Source organism: Sphingomonas aerophila (assembly GCF_014199305.1).
GTDB lineage: Bacteria > Pseudomonadota > Alphaproteobacteria > Sphingomonadales > Sphingomonadaceae > Sphingomonas > Sphingomonas aerophila.
On sequence record NZ_JACIJK010000002.1, the window covers coordinates 342,283 to 358,542 of the forward strand.

Here is a 16,260-nt window from a genome sequence, read left to right on the forward strand (position 1 = left end):
CGGCCGGCCACCTATTAGATGATTCACGACATTGCGATTGTTGGGGCGGGCTTCTCCGGCTCGCTTCAGGCGATCAACCTGCTCCGTCACGGCGGCCCACGCGCGACGCTGATCGAACGTGCGGTCAAGCCGGGCCTCGGGCTCGCTTATGGCGCCGCCCATGCCAGCCACCTGCTTAACGTACGCGCTTCCAACATGAGCGCGCTGCCCGACGAACCCGACCACTTCGTGCGCTGGCTGGAAGGGCGCGGCGTGGCCAACGCCAGCGCCGCCTTTGTCCCGCGTCTCACCTATGGCGAATACCTCTGTGAGCTGCTGGAGGAGGCGCGGCAAACCGCGGGTGACCGGCTGCGGATCATCCAGCGCGATGTCGCCGACATTCTTCGCCACGACCGCCGCGTCACGCTGTCCTTCACGAACGGGGAGACGCTGGAGGCCGATGCGGCAGTGCTCGCGATCGGCAACCTGCCCCCGCACGATCCGCCCGGCTACCCCGCCGAGGGCTTGTCGATGGACGTCTACAAGGGTGACCCCTGGGACCCATCGCTCGCCGACGGCCTCGACGCCAACGATACGGTGGTGCTGATCGGTACTGGCCTGACCATGGTGGACGTTGCCCTTCAGCTCGAAGCGCGCGGCTTCACGGGGCGGATCATCGCCCTCTCCCGCCGTGGCCTGCTGCCGCGCCGCCACGAAGCGCCATCGCCCGCCTGGACGCGCCTTGCCCAGCGGCCGGATACTGCCGCATCCCCGCTGCTGCACGCCACTCGAGATCGCGCAGAGACGATCGGCTGGCGCAATGCCGTGGACGAACTTCGGCCCTTTACGCAGGCGCTTTGGGCCAATGCGTCCGAGCCCGAACGTGGCCGTTTCCTGCGGCATCTGCGCCCGTGGTGGGACGTCCACCGCCACCGGCTCGCTCCCTCGGTTGCCGACCGGGTCGACGCGATGAAGGCGCGCGGGCAACTGAGAGTCGTGGCCGGTCGTACGATTGCCCTGTCGAAAGTCGAGGGCGGGATCCGGCTCGATTGGCGCCCTCGCGGCGCGGATATGGTCCAGACCCTTGCCGTGCGCCGGATCGTCAACTGCACCGGGCCGCAAGGTGACCTGCTCCGCAGCACGGAACCGCTGCTCGCCCGCCTCACCGAACGCGGGGTGATCCGCCCGGACGAGGCGCGACTCGGGATCGACGTCGATCAGGGGGCCCACACCGTTTCAGCGGACGGCAAAGCAAATGATTGGCTGTATGCACTTGGCCCCATGACGCGTGGCGCGTTCTGGGAGATCGTGGCCGTGCCCGACATCCGGGTTCAGACCTGGAACCTTGCCCGCCGCCTGTCGAACGCGCACTGGGTCGAGGGCGAGGGGCTTTAGGGACCGGGTTTCAACGCTGTTGCTCGGCCCAGCCATCCTCAACGAACGGGCACCGGCCTTTCCGAACGTCAAATCAGCCAGAAGTTCTTGGTTTTCCGTCGACCTTGCCTGCCGCCGCTTTGCCGATTTCGGACCAAGGAGAGGAACTGGCCCGAACGGGGGACGACAAATGGATGACACGTCCCTATATGCCGGCTCACACCAGCGGCGGGACCTATGCTCACCACCCATCCCTTCGAATCAGACGCGGACGGCGACACGCTCCGTGAAGAGTGCGGTGTTTTCGGCGTGGCCGGCAGCGATGCCGCGTCAGCGCTGGTCGCGCTCGGCCTCCACGCGCTCCAGCATCGGGGGCAGGAAGCGGCAGGCATAACCTCATTCCACCACGGGCAGTTCCATACGCACCGCGCCATGGGCCATGTCGCGGGCAGTTTCGACCGTGACGACGTGATCCGCTCGCTTCCGGGCACCGTGGCAGCAGGGCACGTCCGCTACTCGACCACCGGCGAAACGGCGCTCCGCAACGTCCAGCCGCTTTATGCGGAGCTTCAGTCGGGCGGTTTCGCGATCGCGCACAACGGCAACATCTCCAACGCGATGAAGCTACGCCGCGATCTGGTTCGTCGCGGCTCGATCTTTCAATCGACCAGCGACACCGAAACGATCATCCACCTCGTCGCGACGTCCAGCTACCGCACGCTGCTCGACCGCTTCATCGACGCGCTGAAGCAGGTGGAGGGCGCATACTCGCTGATCGTAATGACGCCAGAGGGCATGATCGCTTGCCGCGACCCGCTCGGCATTCGCCCGTTGGTCATGGGCCGACTCGGCGATGCAGTTATTTTCGCCAGTGAGACCGTGGCGCTCGACGTGGTCGGCGCGACCTTTGAACGCGCGATCGATCCGGGTGAACTCGTGATCGTTCAGGACGGCCAGATCCGCTCGATCCGCCCCTTCGCTCAGCGCTTTCCGCGTCCATGCATTTTCGAATGGGTCTACTTCTCGCGCCCCGACTCGATCGAGGGCGACCGCTCTGTTTACGACGTTCGCAAGAACATTGGCGCGCAGTTAGCGATCGAATCGCCGGTAGAGGCGGACCTTGTCATTCCAGTTCCCGACTCGGGCGTTCCTGCTGCGCTCGGCTTTGCCCAGCAATCGGGTATCCCGTTCGAACTCGGCATCATTCGCTCTCACTATGTCGGCCGCACCTTCATTCAGCCTGGCGACCAGGTCCGACACCTCGGCGTCAAGCTCAAGCACAACGCCAATCGCGCCCTGATCAAGGGCAAGCGGATTGTGCTGGTCGACGACTCGATCGTTCGCGGCACCACCAGCCTTAAGATCGTGCAAATGATGCGCGATGCGGGCGCGGCGGAGGTGCATATGCGGATCGCCTCGCCACCGACCCGTCACAGCTGCTTCTACGGCGTCGACACGCCCGAACGCGCGAAGCTGCTCGCGGCCAAGCTGGACCTGGGCGGCATGACTGACTTCATCCACGCCGACAGCCTCGCGTTCGTTTCGATCGATGGCCTTTACAAGGCATTGGGGGAGGCCCGGCGCGCAGACATTCGGCCCAGCCATTGCGATGCCTGCTTCACTGGCGACTATCCCACCACCCTCACCGACCAGGACGAAAGCGCGGACGTCGATCAGTTCGCGATGCTCGCCGAACGCGTCTCGTAAGGTTTCGCTGCTTCCATGACTGACACCTCCCTCGCCGGCCGCTTGGCGCTCGTGACCGGCGCCAGCCGTGGTATCGGCGCCGCGACCGCACTGGCCCTGGCCGCGCGTGGCGCGCATGTGGTTCTGACCGCGCGTACCGCGTCGGGGCTCGAAAGCATCGAACAGCAGATCTTTGACGCCGGCGGCTCTGCCACGATTGCGCCGCTGGACCTGGCGCAGAGCGACTCGATCGCTCGCCTCGCCGCTGCTGTGGGTGAGCGCTGGCCGGCGCTCGACATCCTCGTATTGAACGCCGCCCAGCTCGGATCGTTGTCAGCGGTTCCGGCGATCGACCCCAAGGAACTGGCGTCCTTGCTGACATTGAACGTCAGCGCACAGGCGGCGATGATCGCTGCCTTCGACCCGCTCCTGCGTCGCTCTTCGGGGGCGCGGGTGATCGGCGTCACCTCCAGCGTCGGCCGCGCGCCACGCGCCTATTGGGGTGCCTATGGCGCGACTAAAGCCGCCTTCGAAACGCTGCTGGAGGCCTATGGCGACGAGATGGCAGCGATCAGCCGTGTCCGCGTTGCGATCCTTGATCCTGGCGCGACCCGCACCGCGATGCGGGAGCGTGCTTACCCCGGTGAGGACCCCAAGACCGTGAAGCCGCCCGAGGCCGTGGCCGACGGCATCGTTCGTCTCGCGGTTGCCGGCTTCGAACCCGGTCATCGTGAGCGCGTCGAGGCCTGACTTCCCCAAGGCGCTCAGGCTTGTGGAGCGCCCTGAACCGGGGCAGGTGGCTTTCGGCGACGATCACGAACGGGATCCCTGAATGAGCATTATGGCCGACCGCTGGATTCGCGAGCGAGCGCTGGGCGAGGGTATGATCGAGCCCTTCGTGGAGGCGCAGCGGCGGGAGAACTGCATCTCCTACGGCTTGTCCTCCTATGGCTATGACGCCCGCGTCGCCGATGAGTTCAAGATCTTTACCAACGTCGACAACGCGCTCGTCGACCCGAAGGACTTCGCTCACAACAGCTTCGTCGACCGGAAGACGGACGTGTGCATCATTCCGCCCAACAGCTTTGCGCTGGCGCGGACCGTCGAGTATTTCCGCGTGCCGCGCGACGTTCTGGTCATCTGCCTTGGCAAGTCCACCTACGCCCGTTGCGGGATCATCGTGAACGTGACACCGCTGGAACCCGAGTGGGAGGGCCATGTGACGCTGGAGTTCTCGAACACCACGCCCCTGCCCGCAAAGATCTATGCCAATGAGGGAGCGTGCCAGTTCCTGTTCCTGGCCGGCAGCGAGCCGTGTGAAACGAGCTACGCCGATCGTGCGGGCAAATATATGGGCCAGCGGGGCGTGACACTTCCGCGGTTGTAAGAGCCGGCGAGTTGAAGGGCGTCGCTTGTGCTACATCGCCCAACGGCGCGCTGCTGGGGTGAGTTGACCGACAGCGATGGTCCGGTTTGGTCTGGACGGCGGTTCAGTCTCGCTCATCCGCAAGCCGCTCCGACAACAGGCCTGTTGGTGCGATTACCGCCGCCCAATATCGCAGGATTGTCCGAGTGGATGCCGCCCTACGGCCCATCTCGGGACAGCTGCCCCGCAACATATCTCTCCACTCTGCCGTAAGGCTCAACATGAGCGGACAAGCTCTCGAGGGGCATTGCCGACATGGGTCACGGCTAAGCCGCCGGGTACGGCACGATCTGTACGCGTTCAATTGCGCCTATGGTCGATCCTCGGCAGCCTCATGGCCCTGCCTGGAAGGCACTCTCGAACACCCACCTTTTCCGCGGCTCGATTCACACCGACTGGCGCCACATACAAGAAAGGGCGGCCCCGCGGGACCGCCCTGATCCTTGTCGACACCGCTAGGATCAGAAGTCGTTGCGGTATTGCTCGTTACCGATGAAGCCCAGCTTGGTCACGTTGGACCGCTTGATCACCGCCAGAACACGGTCAACGACCTCGTACTTCGCTGCGGGGTCGGGCTGGAAGTGCAACTCCGGCTCCGGGTTCATGCCTGCCGTTGTATCGAGATACTGACGCAGGGTCAGCTCGTTCACCGGCGAACCGTTCCACGCGATCGCGCCATCGGCAGCGATCGTGACCTTGTTCTTCTCGGAGTCGATCGGGTTCTGCGGCGTCTTGGAATTGACCGGCAGATCGACCTTCACCGCGTGCGTCGGGATCGGAAGCGTGATGATGAACATGATGAGGAGCACAAGCATGACGTCGATCAACGGCGTCGTATTCATTTCCATCATCGGCTCGCCGTCGTCGCGGCCGCCACTCATTGCCATGGTAGTTCTCCTGATCCTGCGCGGTCAGCCGCCAACGGCGGGCTGGGAGATGAAGCCGACGCGGGCAAAGCCGGCCTGCTGCATCGTATAAACAGTCGCGCCGATGCAGCGGTAAGGCGTGTTCACGTCGCCGCGAATATGCACTTCCGGCAGCTCCAGCCCGGCAGCATTGACGCCGCCCTGACGCGCGATCTCCGCCTTGAGTTTGTCCACCGCGCGGGTGAGCAGCTCGTCGTGCGTGACCGGCGACGTGTTCCAGTACACTTCGCAGTTGCCACTCGCGCCGCTCTGGACGGACAGCGAGACGTTCTCTGGCTTGGTGGTGGTCGGGTCGTAGCGGACGTCGGGCAGCTTCACCTTCACCGTATGCACGGCGACGGGAACCGCGATCAGGAAGATGATGAGGAGCACCAGCATGACGTCCACCAGCGGCGTCGTGTTGATGTCCGACATCGGCTTCTCGGTGGAGTCTCCACCTGTGCTCATCGCCATAAGGGCGTCATCCTATCCTTCATTGCCGACCCTCTGGCGCTGCCGTCGGGCCGGCGGGTTGCAGGAGCGCCACCGCGGCGCTCCCGCCCCTTTTTTGCTTACGAGCGCTTCTCGGCGCCGGCCGCACCGGCCGTGGTCGTGCCAGGCGTCGGGCGAGCCGCTGCCGGGGTTGGACGAGCTGCTGCCGTGGCGGACGTCGGCTTCACCGCACCTGCCGAGGCGAGGAAGCCCAGCACGTCGTTCGAGAAGGCCGACAGGTCTTCCGAGATCGACTTGTTGCGACGCTGCAGCCAGTTGTACGCGAGCACCGCCGGAACAGCGACGACCAGGCCGAGTGCGGTCATGATCAGAGCCTCACCGACCGGACCGGCGACCTTGTCGATCGAAGGATCGCCCGACGCACCGATCTTGATCAGCGCGCGGTAGATGCCGACCACGGTGCCGAACAGGCCGATGAACGGCGCGGTCGCGCCCACGGTCGCCAGGAACGCCAGGCCACCACCGAGCTTGGAATTGATCTGCGCTTCCGAGCGAGCGAGCGAGCCGTGCAGCCAGTCATGAGCTTCAACCGGATCGGTCAGACGCGAGTGCTGCTCCTGAGCGGTCAGGCCGTCGTCGACCAGCTGCTTGTAGGCCGAGTTCTTCTCGAGCTTGGCCGAACCTTCACGCAGGTTGGCAGAGCTCCAGAAACCCTGACGCACGCGCTTCGCCTGGTTCAGGATCTTCTGCTGCTCGAACAGCTTGGAAAAGAGGATGTAGAAGGACACAACCGACATCAGCACCAGGATGGTGAAGACCGACTGCGAGATCAGGCCGCCTTCACGCAGCGCCTGCTGGAGGCCGAACTGGTTTTCCGTGGCGGCAGCGGTCCCGCCCGCGGCCAGAATGGTGGTGATCATGGTTTCAGGGTTCCTTTAGAAAGATTGCATTCGCAAAAGCTGGCAAGTCCGACAGGCGGCGGGGCCAGGCCCCGCCACCCGCGTCATTCCTTGGGCACTTCCCACCGCACGCTATAGCTAGACGTGCTCTGGATCGGGTTCCCCGACTGATCCTTGGCCGGCGTGTACCGTCCACGACGCTGCGCAACGCGACAGGTCGTGTCGTCCAGGTCGCGATTGCCGCTCGATCCAGTGACCGAACAGGACGACACGCGACCGTTGGCATCCACAGTGACGCGCACGGTGACGCGGCCCGCCGCTTCGGCGCGAAGCGCAGAAGCAGGGTAATCGTCAGTGCTGTACCAGCTTTGCGGCGTACCCTTTGATGACGCCTGCTGGCTGATCACCGGGGCGGCCGGAGGGGCCGGCGGAGACGGCGGAGCAGGCGGCGCCGGGGGCGACGTCGGCTGCTGTGGCGGAATCACCGTCGTCGTCTGCATCACCGGCGCGGGCACCGGCGTTTGGATGATCGGCGGCGGCGTCACTACCGTGGTCGGCGGCGGCGGCAGGTTGGGCTGGTCAGGTGGCGGGGGCGGCGGATCCTCCGGCGGAGGCGGCGGCGGCTCGTCCACGTTGAACGTATCCAGCTTTTGCGTCGCCTGCTTCACGAAGTTGCTCGCAAGCCCCGTGATGAAGGCGTAGCCCAGGGCGACATGGATCAGAGCGACGATGACAATCGCCCCGATCTTGCCCCCGGACATCTTCTGGTCAGTGTAGGCCATTCAGCAACGAAACTCCTTCTCGGCCGGCCTGCCGCTCCGGCGGGCGGCGCGGAATTGCTCGCTACCGGGCGGCAGCGTCCGTCTGGCGGCGCCTAATTCCTACCGCCAGCCCTTCGCTCACGCAAACCATTTGTCAGTCATATACGACCATCACATGCCTCCATCGCGATTTATTTCTGTCGCATTCAGGCACAGTGGCGTAGCGATTGATCATGATTAGCCGATTTTTGACGGCCCTCGGCCTGTTTTCCGCCACCGTCGCTGCCCCTGGGCTGCCACAATCCTTACCAACTGGCGCGGTACCCCAGGCGAGCGTTCCTGCCGCCACGCCAGGCGCCTTGTCCTACGCCGACGTTGCCGATCTGGTACTCGGCAGCCCTGTCATCCTCGATGCAACGGTCCGCTCCGCGAGCCGGATCAAGGGAGCCGAGGCGACCAATGTCGCGCCTGGGCGCACCCGATTCTATATAGAAGCGGACGTCACCGCCCTGATCCGGGGTGCCGGCGGAGTGCCGCCGCGAATCGGCTATGTGGTCGACCTTCCGCCCGGCCCGGATGGGCGTTTGCCGAAGCTGAAGAAGATGCGCGTCCTAGCGTTCGCGCGCTCCGGGGCTGCCGCGTCCGGTCAGTTGCAGTTGTCCGCTCCCGATGGTCAGCAACCCTGGAGTGCCCCGCTGGACGCAACCGTTCGCGCGGTCGCTGCAGAAGCGGTGTCGGCCGAAACGCCGCCGCGGATTACTGGCGTGGGTAACGCCTTTCACGTCCCGGGGTCCCTGCCCGGCGAGGGTGAAACGCAAATCTTTTTGTCGACTGCCGACAATCGCCCGGTGTCGCTGAGCGTGCTCACCCGGCCGGGCGAGCAGCGCCGCTGGGCGGTGGCGTTGTCCGAGGTCGTGGACGAGGCAGCGGCCCCGCCCCGCCCCAACTCGCTGCTGTGGTACCGGCTCGCCTGCGGTCTGCCCCAGTCGCTGCCTGCTCGCAGCACTGCAGAGCTTGCTCCGGATGACGCATCCGCGGCGCAGGACGACTACCGATTCGTGCGCAGTTCGCTGGGGCCGTGCCGCCGAACACGGTCCTGAGTCGCGCTGAGCCGAACGAAACCTAACTCCGGTGGCGAACCAGCGTCATCCCGATCGACTCACCCGCCTCCGCGATAGCCAGCTTCACGATCTTGACCGCGACCCGTTGCACCCGCGGGTCGCCCAGGAACAACGTTTCGCAAATGTGGTCCGCCACCGCTTCGATCAGCGTAAAGTGGACCCCGGCGGGCAGGGCATCGCTCGCCGCGCGTTTCAGGTCCAGGTAGTTCTTGGAAGCCGACAGCGGCGTGTCGGGATCGAAACGCCGAGGGCAGTCCAAGTCAGCCGTGATCGAAATCCGGAGTGGCTGGGGTAGATGCGTTTCTTCCGAGTAGATGCCGGTCAGCACCTGTACCTCGACGTCATGCACCTCAAGTTGAAGGCTGTCGTTCATGCCCTGCGCCTGTATCAGCCCGCCCGCCATGTCAAAGGCGACGCTTTCTGTCCCACTCATCGCGAGCTAAAGCGCCCCGCCCGCGTGCGTCGCGGGCACGATAAGGACTTACCGTGATCGAACTCGTGCCCATCGGCACCGTCAATCCCGCCGCCGTTGAGGATCTGCTCGACCGGGCATTCGGTCCCGACCGCCACGCACGCACCGCCTACAAGGTACGGGGCGCGGCCGTCGCAGTCCCGGATCTGAGCTTCGCCGCGATCGATGGCGAGGTTCTGGTCGGCTCCATCCAGTGCTGGCCGATAAGCTTTCTCGATGACGCCGGACGCCGTACCGATCTGGTCATGGTTGGCCCGGTTGCCGTCGACCCTGCGCGACAAGGTGACGGGATCGGACGAGCGCTGGTGTCCCGTGCCCTTGCCGCGGCTGGCGACGAGCAGCCCCTGATGCTGATCGGTGACCCGGAATATTACGGCCGCTTCTTCGGCTTCGACGCCGCGCTAACAGGGTCATGGCGGTTGCCCGGCCCGGTGGAGCGGCACCGGTTGCTCGCGCGTGGCGCGGGAGTGCCGGCTGGAGCCGGACAACTCGGTCCGGCGCTGACCACCCCCGTCCCGGCTGCCTGACTGGACGCAAGGGCAGCCCTTCCCTACCTGCGGCTCGATGCCGATGCCGCCCCCGCCCGACCTGTCCAGCCTGAGCCTTGCAGATGTCGCCCGGTTGGCCGCTGAAGCGAAGCTGCCCCCGGTAGAGCGCTGGAACCCTGCCCATTGCGGCGACAGCGAGATGCGCGTCGCGCGCGACGGCACCTGGTTCCACCAGGGTTCGGCAATCACACGGCCTGAGATGGTCCGGTTGTTCTCGACCATCCTTCGTCGCGAACAGGACGGCCGTTTCGTTCTCGTCACGCCAGCCGAGAAGCTCGACATCGCCGTTGAGGACGCACCCTTTGTAGCCGTTGAATGCAAGGCGGAGGGCGACGGCGTTGAAGCGCAGCTCGCCTTTCGCCTGAACACGGGTGAGTTGGTCGTGGCCGGCCCCGAACACCCGCTCCGCTTCGACGACCGTGCGGATGGCCCGCGCCCTTATCTTCTGGTCCGTGCCGGGCTCGAGGCGCTGGTCGTCCGGTCCGTTTTCTATGAATTGGCAGAGCGAGCCATGCCGGGCCCGGATGGGCGGCTTGGGATCTGGAGCGGCGGTGCGTTCTTCGCGATGGAGGCATGCGCGTGAGCCTGGCCGAACGGCTGGCCGACGCCCTTGCAAGCCAGGCCCAGCCTCCCCTTCCGTTTTTCGTTGCGGATGACGGGGCGCCAGAGCCGGTGGCGGCGCTTACCCCGGCCGCCGTGTTGATTGCCATTACCGACCGGGCACAACCCGGCGTGATCCTGACCCAGCGGACGGACACATTGCGCCAACATGCAGGGCAGGTCGCGTTCCCGGGAGGCCGGATCGATCCGCAGGATGGCAGCCCCGTGGTCGCCGCCCTGCGTGAAGCGGAGGAAGAGATCGCCCTGCCCCCCGCCGCGGTGCGCGTGCTCGGCACCGCCGAACAATATCGCACCGGCAGCGGGTATCAGATCACGCCAGTGATCGGCGTGGTCGCCCCCGACCTGCCGCTTCTCCCAAGCGAAGCGGAGGTGGCCGCGGTGTTCGAGGTGCCGCTCTCCTTCCTGCTCGACCCTGCCAATCACCAGGCAGCCAGCGCAACCTGGCGCGGTCGGGTCCGCCAATTTCACGAAATACATTGGGAAGGACGCCGCATCTGGGGCGCTACGGCTGCGATCATCTTGAACCTGTCACGGCGGCTGCAATGGACATGACAATACCTCCGGCACGCTGGGACGAGTTCGACGGGCTGGCGGCGCTGGCCCGCATCCTGGGCGCGGAACAAGGCGATGCGCGCGTGGTAGGCGGCGCGGTGCGCGACACGCTGCTCGGCGTTCCGGTTGCGGACGTCGATCTCGCCACCCGCCATGAACCGGAAGCGGTGATGCGGCTGCTCGGGGAAGCCGGGATCAAGGCGGTGCCGACCGGACTGGCGCACGGCACGGTCACCGCCGTGCTGGACGGCGGACGGCCGGTAGAAGTGACGACGCTGCGCCGAGATTTGTCCACGGATGGCCGGCACGCGATTGTTGGCTTCACCAGCGATTGGCGCGAGGACGCCGCGCGTCGGGACTTCACCATGAACGCGCTTTATGCCGACCCGGTCACGGGCGCCGTGACCGACTTTTTTGGCGGGCTGAGCGACCTTGCCGACCGGCGCGTGCGCTTCATCGGCGACCCGCTGCAGCGTATAGCTGAGGACCATCTGCGGATCCTGCGCTTTTTCCGCTTTCACGCGCGGTTCGGCGACGCAGTCGACCCCGAGGGACTGGAGGCCTGCACCGCGCGAGCCCGCGACCTAATGGCCCTGTCGCGGGAGCGGATCGCGGGCGAGTTGTTGAAGTTGCTGGTAACAGCGTCGGCAGTGCCAGTGACCAAGCTGATGGTGGAGCGCGGTATTCTGCTTCCCGTGATCCCGGAGATCGACCTGGACGGGGCTCAACGCCTGGCTCGTCTTGCGGCGGCCGAGTCTGCGGCGGACGTCGCGGCAGACTCCATTCGCCGGCTGGCCGCACTCCTGCCGGCGGAGGCGGCCGAGTCGGTCGGCGCGCGACTAAAACTCTCAAACGCCGATCGCAAGCGGCTTCAGGCTGCAACCGGGGGTCCCGGTGACGAAGGCCCGCTCGCCCTGGCCTATCGCGTCGGCATTACGTCAGCGGTTGATCGGCTGCTGCTTGCGGCGGAGGACCCCGCGCCACTGATTGGGTGGGACGTCCCAAGGCTTCCGCTGAGCGGCGGCGCGCTGGTGTCGCGCGGCATCAACAAGGGCCCGGCTGTGGCGACGGCGCTGAAGGAAGTGGAACGGCGCTGGATCGCGGAGGGCTTCCCGCCCTCCCCTCGCGTCAATCAGATCGCGGACGCGGTCGCAGCCGAGGTTCGCGAGGCCAATAACGTCAGCGCATCGGAGGCCTCCAGCGGCCGGGCATAGGCATATCCCTGCCCATAGTCGCAGCCCATCGCGGCAAGCGTCTGGGCCAGTTCAACGGTTTCGATCCCCTCGGCGGTGGTGCGCTTGCCCAGTGCTTGCGCCAGGCTCAGGATCGCGCGGACAATAGCGATCTTGTCGCGGTCGGCCAGCATGCCGGTCACGAAGCTGCGGTCCATCTTGAGGATGTCGATCGGCAGCTTCTGCAAATAGGACAGGTTCGAATAGCCGGTCCCAAAGTCATCCATCGCCAGCGTCGTGCCAAGATCTTTAAGCTGGCGCATCGTTGTCGCGATCCGATCGGGATCGGTGACGATCGCGCTTTCTGTCAGTTCCAGCGTGAAGCGTGAGGGAGAAACGCCCGCCGCCGCCAACGCCTGCTCGACTGCTGCCGGCACCTGATCACGTTGCAACTGTATGGCCGACAGGTTCACAGCCATTCGGATTCCGCAATCGCCCCCCTGGGCCCGGTCCCACTCGGCCAGCGTGTCGGCCGCAGCCGCAAGCGCCCATCGCCCGAGCGGGACGATCAACCCCGACTCTTCCGCGACCGGGATGAAGCGGGTCGGCGTGATCGTGCGTCCCTGATCGTCGGTCCATCGCGCCAGGGCCTCGAACGAAACGAGCTGTCCAGTGGCAAGGTCATGGATCGGTTGGAAGCACAGCCTTAGCCGCTGGTCGTCCACCGCACGCCGCAACGCGGTTTCGATCCCGAACTGCTCGCGCACAATGGCAAAGGCTTGCGGCTGATAGGTTTGGGTCGCGCCGGACGCCTTGGCCCGCTTCACGGCAAACTGGGCGTGCCGGATCATCTCCTCGACGTCACCTTCCGCGTCGCTGCCGAAGGCGATGCCGATCGAGCATTCAACGCCGATCTCGTAGTCGGTCAGCCTGAAGGGCGTCGTAAGAGCACGCTGGATGCGGCGTGCGACCTGGTGAGCGTCCTCCGGCCCATCCTCGATCAGCATCAGGATCCCGAATTCGTCGCCACCGATGCGCGCCAGCGTGTCGCGCGCGCGCAGGGCCCCGCGCAGCCGCCGGGCAACCGTGATCAGCAGTTCATCGCCCGACAGGGACCCAAGGCACGCGTTGAAACGGCCGAAACGGGCGAGGTCCACTACCAGCACTGCCAGGTGGGGATGGTCTGCCGCAGCCTGCTCGATCAGGTCCACAAAGCCTTCGCGGTTCGGCAGCCCGGTCAGGCTGTCGGTCGTCATTTCGCGCTTCCGGCTTCGTTCCGATTCGAGTTGCGCCGTCTGGTCGATCAGGGTCACCATGCAGCGATCGTGGCGCCCGGTCGCGGACCGGGCGAGCTCGACGCGGAAGCACCGGCCCTCGATCAGGTCTCCCTGCGCCCAATCAATGGTCGCGCGCAGCTCGTTGCCCGCGAGAAAGCGTTCGATGCTGTCGCGGAGGTGAGCGATCAGGTCCTCACCCACCCGCGCCTGCCGGAAACAGCTGTTCGCACCCGTGATCTGCAATCGGTCGCCCAGCCGAACAAGGATCGCGGCGGGAAGCGGGACGAGTTCCATGCCCGCTTCGGTGATCTCCACCGGGCTCGCGTGGACGCGAAGGGATGGGCCGAAGTCCATGCGGCCCGTCTATGGCGTAACGGTTAATGCGGCCTAAAGCTTGCTCAGGTCGCGAATTTGTTGTCGCGCGGAAACCCGGTCGGGGGCATACGCCCCGCCGCGCCCCGGGCTGCTCGCCATGCGCCCAGATCCGCTTCCGTCCGCACCCGTCCGGTATCGCCGCCCATCGGCCAGGTCAGGCCCTCGGCATATCGGAAGGTGATGGCGTCAGACAGACCGCCATCCCCATAACGTTGCAACTGGAGGCCCTGCCCCCGCGTCATTTCCACCAACTCGGCTAGCGGAAACACCAGCATCTTGCGGTTGTCGCCGATCGCGGCGACGTAATCGTCGCTGGACGCGATCGGTCGCACGATCTTGAGCGTCGCGCCGGGTCGCGGCGTCAGCACCGTTTTGCCCTTGCGTGTTTCGGCGATCACCTCCGCCACCGGTGCGACAAAGCCACGGCCATCGCTGGCGACCACAAGCAGCCGGTCCTGTCGACGCGCCGCGAGCAACCCGGCAATCGCCGTGCCGCCATCCAGGTCAACCATCGCCCGCACCGGCTCACCAAAGCCGCGCCCACCTGGCAACCGGTCGGCAGCCAGTGTGTAGAAGCGGCCGTTTTCGGCGACGAGCAGCAGCTTGTCAGTCGTCTGGGCGTGAAAGGCGAAGGCCGGCCCGTCCCCTTCCTTGAACTTCAAGGTTTCGGATGCGGACAGGTCCACATGGCCCTTCATGGCCCGGATCCAGCCCCGTTGCGAAAGGATCACGGTGATCGGCTCGCGCTCGATCATCGCCTCCAGCGGGATCTCGCGCGCGGGCGCCGCCTCTTCGATGGTGGTGCGTCGCTTGCCCAGCGCCGTGTCCGGCCCGTACCGGTTGCGCACCCGGCCAAGGTCGCGCTTCAGCCGCGACCGCTGCCGCGTCTCCGACCCGAGCAGCGTTTCCAGGTCCCCGCGCTCTTTCTCCAGCTTGTCGCGTTCGCCGCGGATTTCGAACTCTTCCAGGCGCCGCAATGAGCGTAGCCGCATGTTGAGGATCGCTTCGGCCTGCCGGTCGGTCAGGCTGAACTCGGCGATCATCACCGCCTTAGGCTCGTCCTCGGTACGGATGATCTCGATCACGCGGTCTAGGTTCAGGTACGCGACCAGATAGCCGTTGAGCAGTTCCACCCGGTCCGCGATCTTCGCCAGGCGATGCTCGCTTCGCCGGCGCAGCACCACGAGTTGATGGTCAACCCAGGCGAGCAGCGCCTCGCGAAGGCTCATCACCCTCGGCGTGCGATCCTTGTCGAGTACGTTGAGGTTGAGGCTGAAGCGGTTCTCGAGGTCGGTCAGCCGGAACAGCCCGTCCATCAACACGCCCGCATCCACCGTGCGCGAACGCGGTTCAAGGACGATGCGCACCTCTGCATCCGACTCGTCGCGGACGTCCGCCAGGATCGGCAGTTTCTTGTCGTTGATCAGCGCCGCAATCTGCTCGATCAGCTTGCCCTTCGGCACGCCATACGGGATTTCCGTGATGACGACCTGCCAGCCGCCGCCTTTTTCCCGCTCGACCGACCAGCGGGCGCGAACGCGAAAGGAACCGCGGCCGGTTGCGTAGGCCTCCCGGATCACGGCGGCCGGATCGACCACCAGCCCACCCGTCGGGAAGTCCGGACCGCTGACAAAGGTGAGCGGGTCGGCCTGCCTGTCGTCCACCAGCGCGATTGCCGCATCGAGCAACTCGGCGGCATTATGCGGCGGAACGCTGGTCGCCATGCCGACCGCGATCCCGCTTGCCCCATTGGCGAGCAGGTTAGGGAAAGCGCCGGGGAACAGCTCGGGCTCCTGCTCCTCGCCATTGTAGGTCGGACGGAACGAGACCGCGTCCTCGTCCAGCCCGTCCATCAGGTCGATCGCGACCTGGGTCAGGCGAGCCTCGGTGTATCGATAGGCGGCGGCGTTATCGCCGTCGATGTTGCCGAAATTGCCCTGGCCGTCGACCAGCGGGTATCGCAGTGCGAAGTCCTGCGCCAGGCGGACCATGGCGTCGTACACCGACTGGTCCCCATGCGGATGGTACTTGCCGATGACGTCGCCGACGACGCGCGCGCACTTCTTGTACCCCGATGCCGGATCGAGCCGGAGCAACCGCATGGCCCAGAGCAGCCGGCGATGCACCGGCTTCAGCCCGTCGCGAACGTCAGGCAGAGACCGCGCAGTGATCGTCGAGAGCGCGTACACAAGATAGCGCTCGGACAACGCGGAATCGAACGGGGCGTCGAACACTCCAACCTGGGGAGAGTCGAACGGATCGGTCAGGTCAGTGGCCATGTCGCGGGGGTGATAGCAGCCCCCGCGTCGCTAGGCGAGTTCCACGTCTGTTCTACCAGGTCAGCGGGCGCGGCCACCCCGCATCGGTCGCGGGCACACCCGGTGGGCAGCGCGGCCCTTGCCTACGATGTGGCAGCGAAGGCCGCGTGACTTCTCGTTGCCGCGCGGTTCGCCACGGTACTGGCGGCTGTTCGCGTACTTCTCCGCCACGGGGTCGCGGGCGCCGGCACGGTGATCCTGTGCCACGACCGGCGTCGCCAGGGTCAACAGGGCGGCGGCGGCGAAGATGGTCCGGATCGGCATGGCGCTTTAGTCCCGTGTTTGTTGACTGCCGCCAACGCGCGGGGCTGGTTCAAGTGC

At 65.9% G+C, this 16,260-nt stretch carries 17 protein-coding genes; 9 read left to right on the top strand and 8 right to left on the bottom strand.

The window, feature by feature from the left end:
- Positions 1-18 precede the first annotated feature (18 nt).
- From FHS94_RS04400 to dcd, 4 genes are all read left to right on the top strand, one after another.
- The gene (locus tag FHS94_RS04400) at positions 19-1,374 is read left to right on the top strand and encodes an FAD/NAD(P)-binding protein (RefSeq protein ID WP_184055052.1); all 1,356 of its coding nucleotides are present in this window, start codon (positions 19-21) and stop codon (positions 1,372-1,374) included.
- Between the two features lie 216 nt (positions 1,375-1,590).
- Complete coding sequence (gene purF / locus FHS94_RS04405; RefSeq protein WP_184055054.1) at positions 1,591-3,060, top strand: amidophosphoribosyltransferase; 1,470 nt, start codon at positions 1,591-1,593, stop codon at positions 3,058-3,060.
- Between the two features lie 15 nt (positions 3,061-3,075).
- Entirely contained in the window at positions 3,076-3,789 is a 714-nt protein-coding gene (locus FHS94_RS04410) for an SDR family NAD(P)-dependent oxidoreductase (RefSeq protein WP_184055055.1), read from the top strand.
- Positions 3,790-3,871: 82 nt separating this feature from the next.
- Positions 3,872-4,426 (top strand): dCTP deaminase, encoded by a 555-nt coding sequence (gene dcd, locus FHS94_RS04415; RefSeq protein ID WP_184055057.1) that lies wholly within the window; start codon positions 3,872-3,874, stop codon positions 4,424-4,426.
- Positions 4,427-4,926: 500 nt separating this feature from the next.
- Here dcd and FHS94_RS04420 read toward each other — a convergent pair whose 3' ends face one another.
- From FHS94_RS04420 to FHS94_RS04435, 4 genes are all read right to left on the bottom strand, one after another.
- The gene (locus tag FHS94_RS04420; protein ID WP_184055059.1) at positions 4,927-5,352 is read right to left on the bottom strand and encodes an ExbD/TolR family protein; all 426 of its coding nucleotides are present in this window, start codon (positions 5,350-5,352) and stop codon (positions 4,927-4,929) included.
- A gap of 24 nt (positions 5,353-5,376) precedes the next feature.
- Positions 5,377-5,844: an ExbD/TolR family protein gene (locus tag FHS94_RS04425; protein WP_184055061.1), complete on the bottom strand. Its 468-nt coding sequence runs from the start codon at positions 5,842-5,844 to the stop codon at positions 5,377-5,379.
- Between the two features lie 98 nt (positions 5,845-5,942).
- The gene (locus FHS94_RS04430; RefSeq protein ID WP_184055063.1) at positions 5,943-6,743 is read right to left on the bottom strand and encodes a MotA/TolQ/ExbB proton channel family protein; all 801 of its coding nucleotides are present in this window, start codon (positions 6,741-6,743) and stop codon (positions 5,943-5,945) included.
- Positions 6,744-6,826: 83 nt separating this feature from the next.
- On the bottom strand, positions 6,827-7,504 hold the full coding sequence (locus tag FHS94_RS04435; protein ID WP_184055065.1) for an energy transducer TonB: 678 nt from the start codon (positions 7,502-7,504) through the stop codon (positions 6,827-6,829).
- A gap of 212 nt (positions 7,505-7,716) precedes the next feature.
- Between FHS94_RS04435 and FHS94_RS04440 the strand changes: the two genes are divergently transcribed.
- Entirely contained in the window at positions 7,717-8,583 is an 867-nt protein-coding gene (locus FHS94_RS04440) for a hypothetical protein (protein ID WP_184055067.1), read from the top strand.
- A gap of 22 nt (positions 8,584-8,605) precedes the next feature.
- Here the strand turns inward: FHS94_RS04440 and FHS94_RS04445 are convergent, their stop codons facing one another.
- Positions 8,606-8,977, bottom strand: a complete 372-nt coding sequence (locus FHS94_RS04445; protein WP_184055069.1) for a dihydroneopterin aldolase — start codon at positions 8,975-8,977, stop codon at positions 8,606-8,608.
- A 113-nt stretch (positions 8,978-9,090) separates the two neighbouring features.
- Between FHS94_RS04445 and FHS94_RS04450 the strand changes: the two genes are divergently transcribed.
- Genes FHS94_RS04450 through FHS94_RS04465 form a run of 4 tightly spaced genes read left to right on the top strand, consistent with a single transcriptional unit; the run spans position 9,091 to position 12,011 of the window.
- Complete coding sequence (locus FHS94_RS04450; protein ID WP_184055071.1) at positions 9,091-9,603, top strand: GNAT family N-acetyltransferase; 513 nt, start codon at positions 9,091-9,093, stop codon at positions 9,601-9,603.
- Positions 9,604-9,640: 37 nt separating this feature from the next.
- Positions 9,641-10,207: a DUF1285 domain-containing protein gene (locus FHS94_RS04455; RefSeq protein ID WP_184055073.1), complete on the top strand. Its 567-nt coding sequence runs from the start codon at positions 9,641-9,643 to the stop codon at positions 10,205-10,207.
- Positions 10,204-10,797, top strand: a complete 594-nt coding sequence (locus FHS94_RS04460; RefSeq protein ID WP_343055159.1) for a CoA pyrophosphatase — start codon at positions 10,204-10,206, stop codon at positions 10,795-10,797. Before FHS94_RS04455 ends, FHS94_RS04460 begins: the two co-directional genes overlap by 4 nt.
- On the top strand, positions 10,788-12,011 hold the full coding sequence (locus FHS94_RS04465) for a CCA tRNA nucleotidyltransferase (protein ID WP_184055077.1): 1,224 nt from the start codon (positions 10,788-10,790) through the stop codon (positions 12,009-12,011). Before FHS94_RS04460 ends, FHS94_RS04465 begins: the two co-directional genes overlap by 10 nt.
- On the opposite strand, the gene FHS94_RS04470 is transcribed toward FHS94_RS04465, so the two are convergent.
- Genes FHS94_RS04470 through FHS94_RS04480 form a run of 3 tightly spaced genes read right to left on the bottom strand, consistent with a single transcriptional unit; the run spans position 11,930 to position 16,203 of the window.
- Entirely contained in the window at positions 11,930-13,600 is a 1,671-nt protein-coding gene (locus FHS94_RS04470; protein WP_184055079.1) for a putative bifunctional diguanylate cyclase/phosphodiesterase, read from the bottom strand. The genes FHS94_RS04465 and FHS94_RS04470 overlap by 82 nt on opposite strands.
- 44 nt (positions 13,601-13,644) lie before the next feature.
- Positions 13,645-15,900: a DNA topoisomerase IV subunit A gene (gene parC, locus FHS94_RS04475; RefSeq protein ID WP_184055081.1), complete on the bottom strand. Its 2,256-nt coding sequence runs from the start codon at positions 15,898-15,900 to the stop codon at positions 13,645-13,647.
- A 60-nt stretch (positions 15,901-15,960) separates the two neighbouring features.
- Positions 15,961-16,203: a hypothetical protein gene (locus FHS94_RS04480; protein WP_184055083.1), complete on the bottom strand. Its 243-nt coding sequence runs from the start codon at positions 16,201-16,203 to the stop codon at positions 15,961-15,963.
- Positions 16,204-16,260: the final 57 nt, after the last annotated feature.

Excerpts from the sequence above, each read along its gene's own strand:
- FHS94_RS04400 (WP_184055052.1), top strand. The coding sequence starts at position 19 with ATGATTCACGACATTGCGATTGTTGGGGCGGGCTTCTCCGGCTCGCTT.
- purF (WP_184055054.1), top strand. The coding sequence starts at position 1,591 with ATGCTCACCACCCATCCCTTCGAATCAGACGCGGACGGCGACACGCTC.
- FHS94_RS04410 (WP_184055055.1), top strand. The coding sequence starts at position 3,076 with ATGACTGACACCTCCCTCGCCGGCCGCTTGGCGCTCGTGACCGGCGCC.
- dcd (WP_184055057.1), top strand. The coding sequence starts at position 3,872 with ATGAGCATTATGGCCGACCGCTGGATTCGCGAGCGAGCGCTGGGCGAG.
- FHS94_RS04420 (WP_184055059.1), bottom strand. The coding sequence starts at position 5,352 with ATGGCAATGAGTGGCGGCCGCGACGACGGCGAGCCGATGATGGAAATG.
- FHS94_RS04425 (WP_184055061.1), bottom strand. The coding sequence starts at position 5,844 with ATGGCGATGAGCACAGGTGGAGACTCCACCGAGAAGCCGATGTCGGAC.
- FHS94_RS04430 (WP_184055063.1), bottom strand. The coding sequence starts at position 6,743 with ATGATCACCACCATTCTGGCCGCGGGCGGGACCGCTGCCGCCACGGAA.
- FHS94_RS04435 (WP_184055065.1), bottom strand. The coding sequence starts at position 7,504 with ATGGCCTACACTGACCAGAAGATGTCCGGGGGCAAGATCGGGGCGATT.
- FHS94_RS04440 (WP_184055067.1), top strand. The coding sequence starts at position 7,717 with ATGATTAGCCGATTTTTGACGGCCCTCGGCCTGTTTTCCGCCACCGTC.
- FHS94_RS04445 (WP_184055069.1), bottom strand. The coding sequence starts at position 8,977 with ATGAACGACAGCCTTCAACTTGAGGTGCATGACGTCGAGGTACAGGTG.
- FHS94_RS04455 (WP_184055073.1), top strand. The coding sequence starts at position 9,641 with ATGCCGATGCCGCCCCCGCCCGACCTGTCCAGCCTGAGCCTTGCAGAT.
- FHS94_RS04465 (WP_184055077.1), top strand. The coding sequence starts at position 10,788 with ATGGACATGACAATACCTCCGGCACGCTGGGACGAGTTCGACGGGCTG.
- FHS94_RS04470 (WP_184055079.1), bottom strand. The coding sequence starts at position 13,600 with ATGGACTTCGGCCCATCCCTTCGCGTCCACGCGAGCCCGGTGGAGATC.
- parC (WP_184055081.1), bottom strand. The coding sequence starts at position 15,900 with ATGGCCACTGACCTGACCGATCCGTTCGACTCTCCCCAGGTTGGAGTG.
- FHS94_RS04480 (WP_184055083.1), bottom strand. The coding sequence starts at position 16,203 with ATGCCGATCCGGACCATCTTCGCCGCCGCCGCCCTGTTGACCCTGGCG.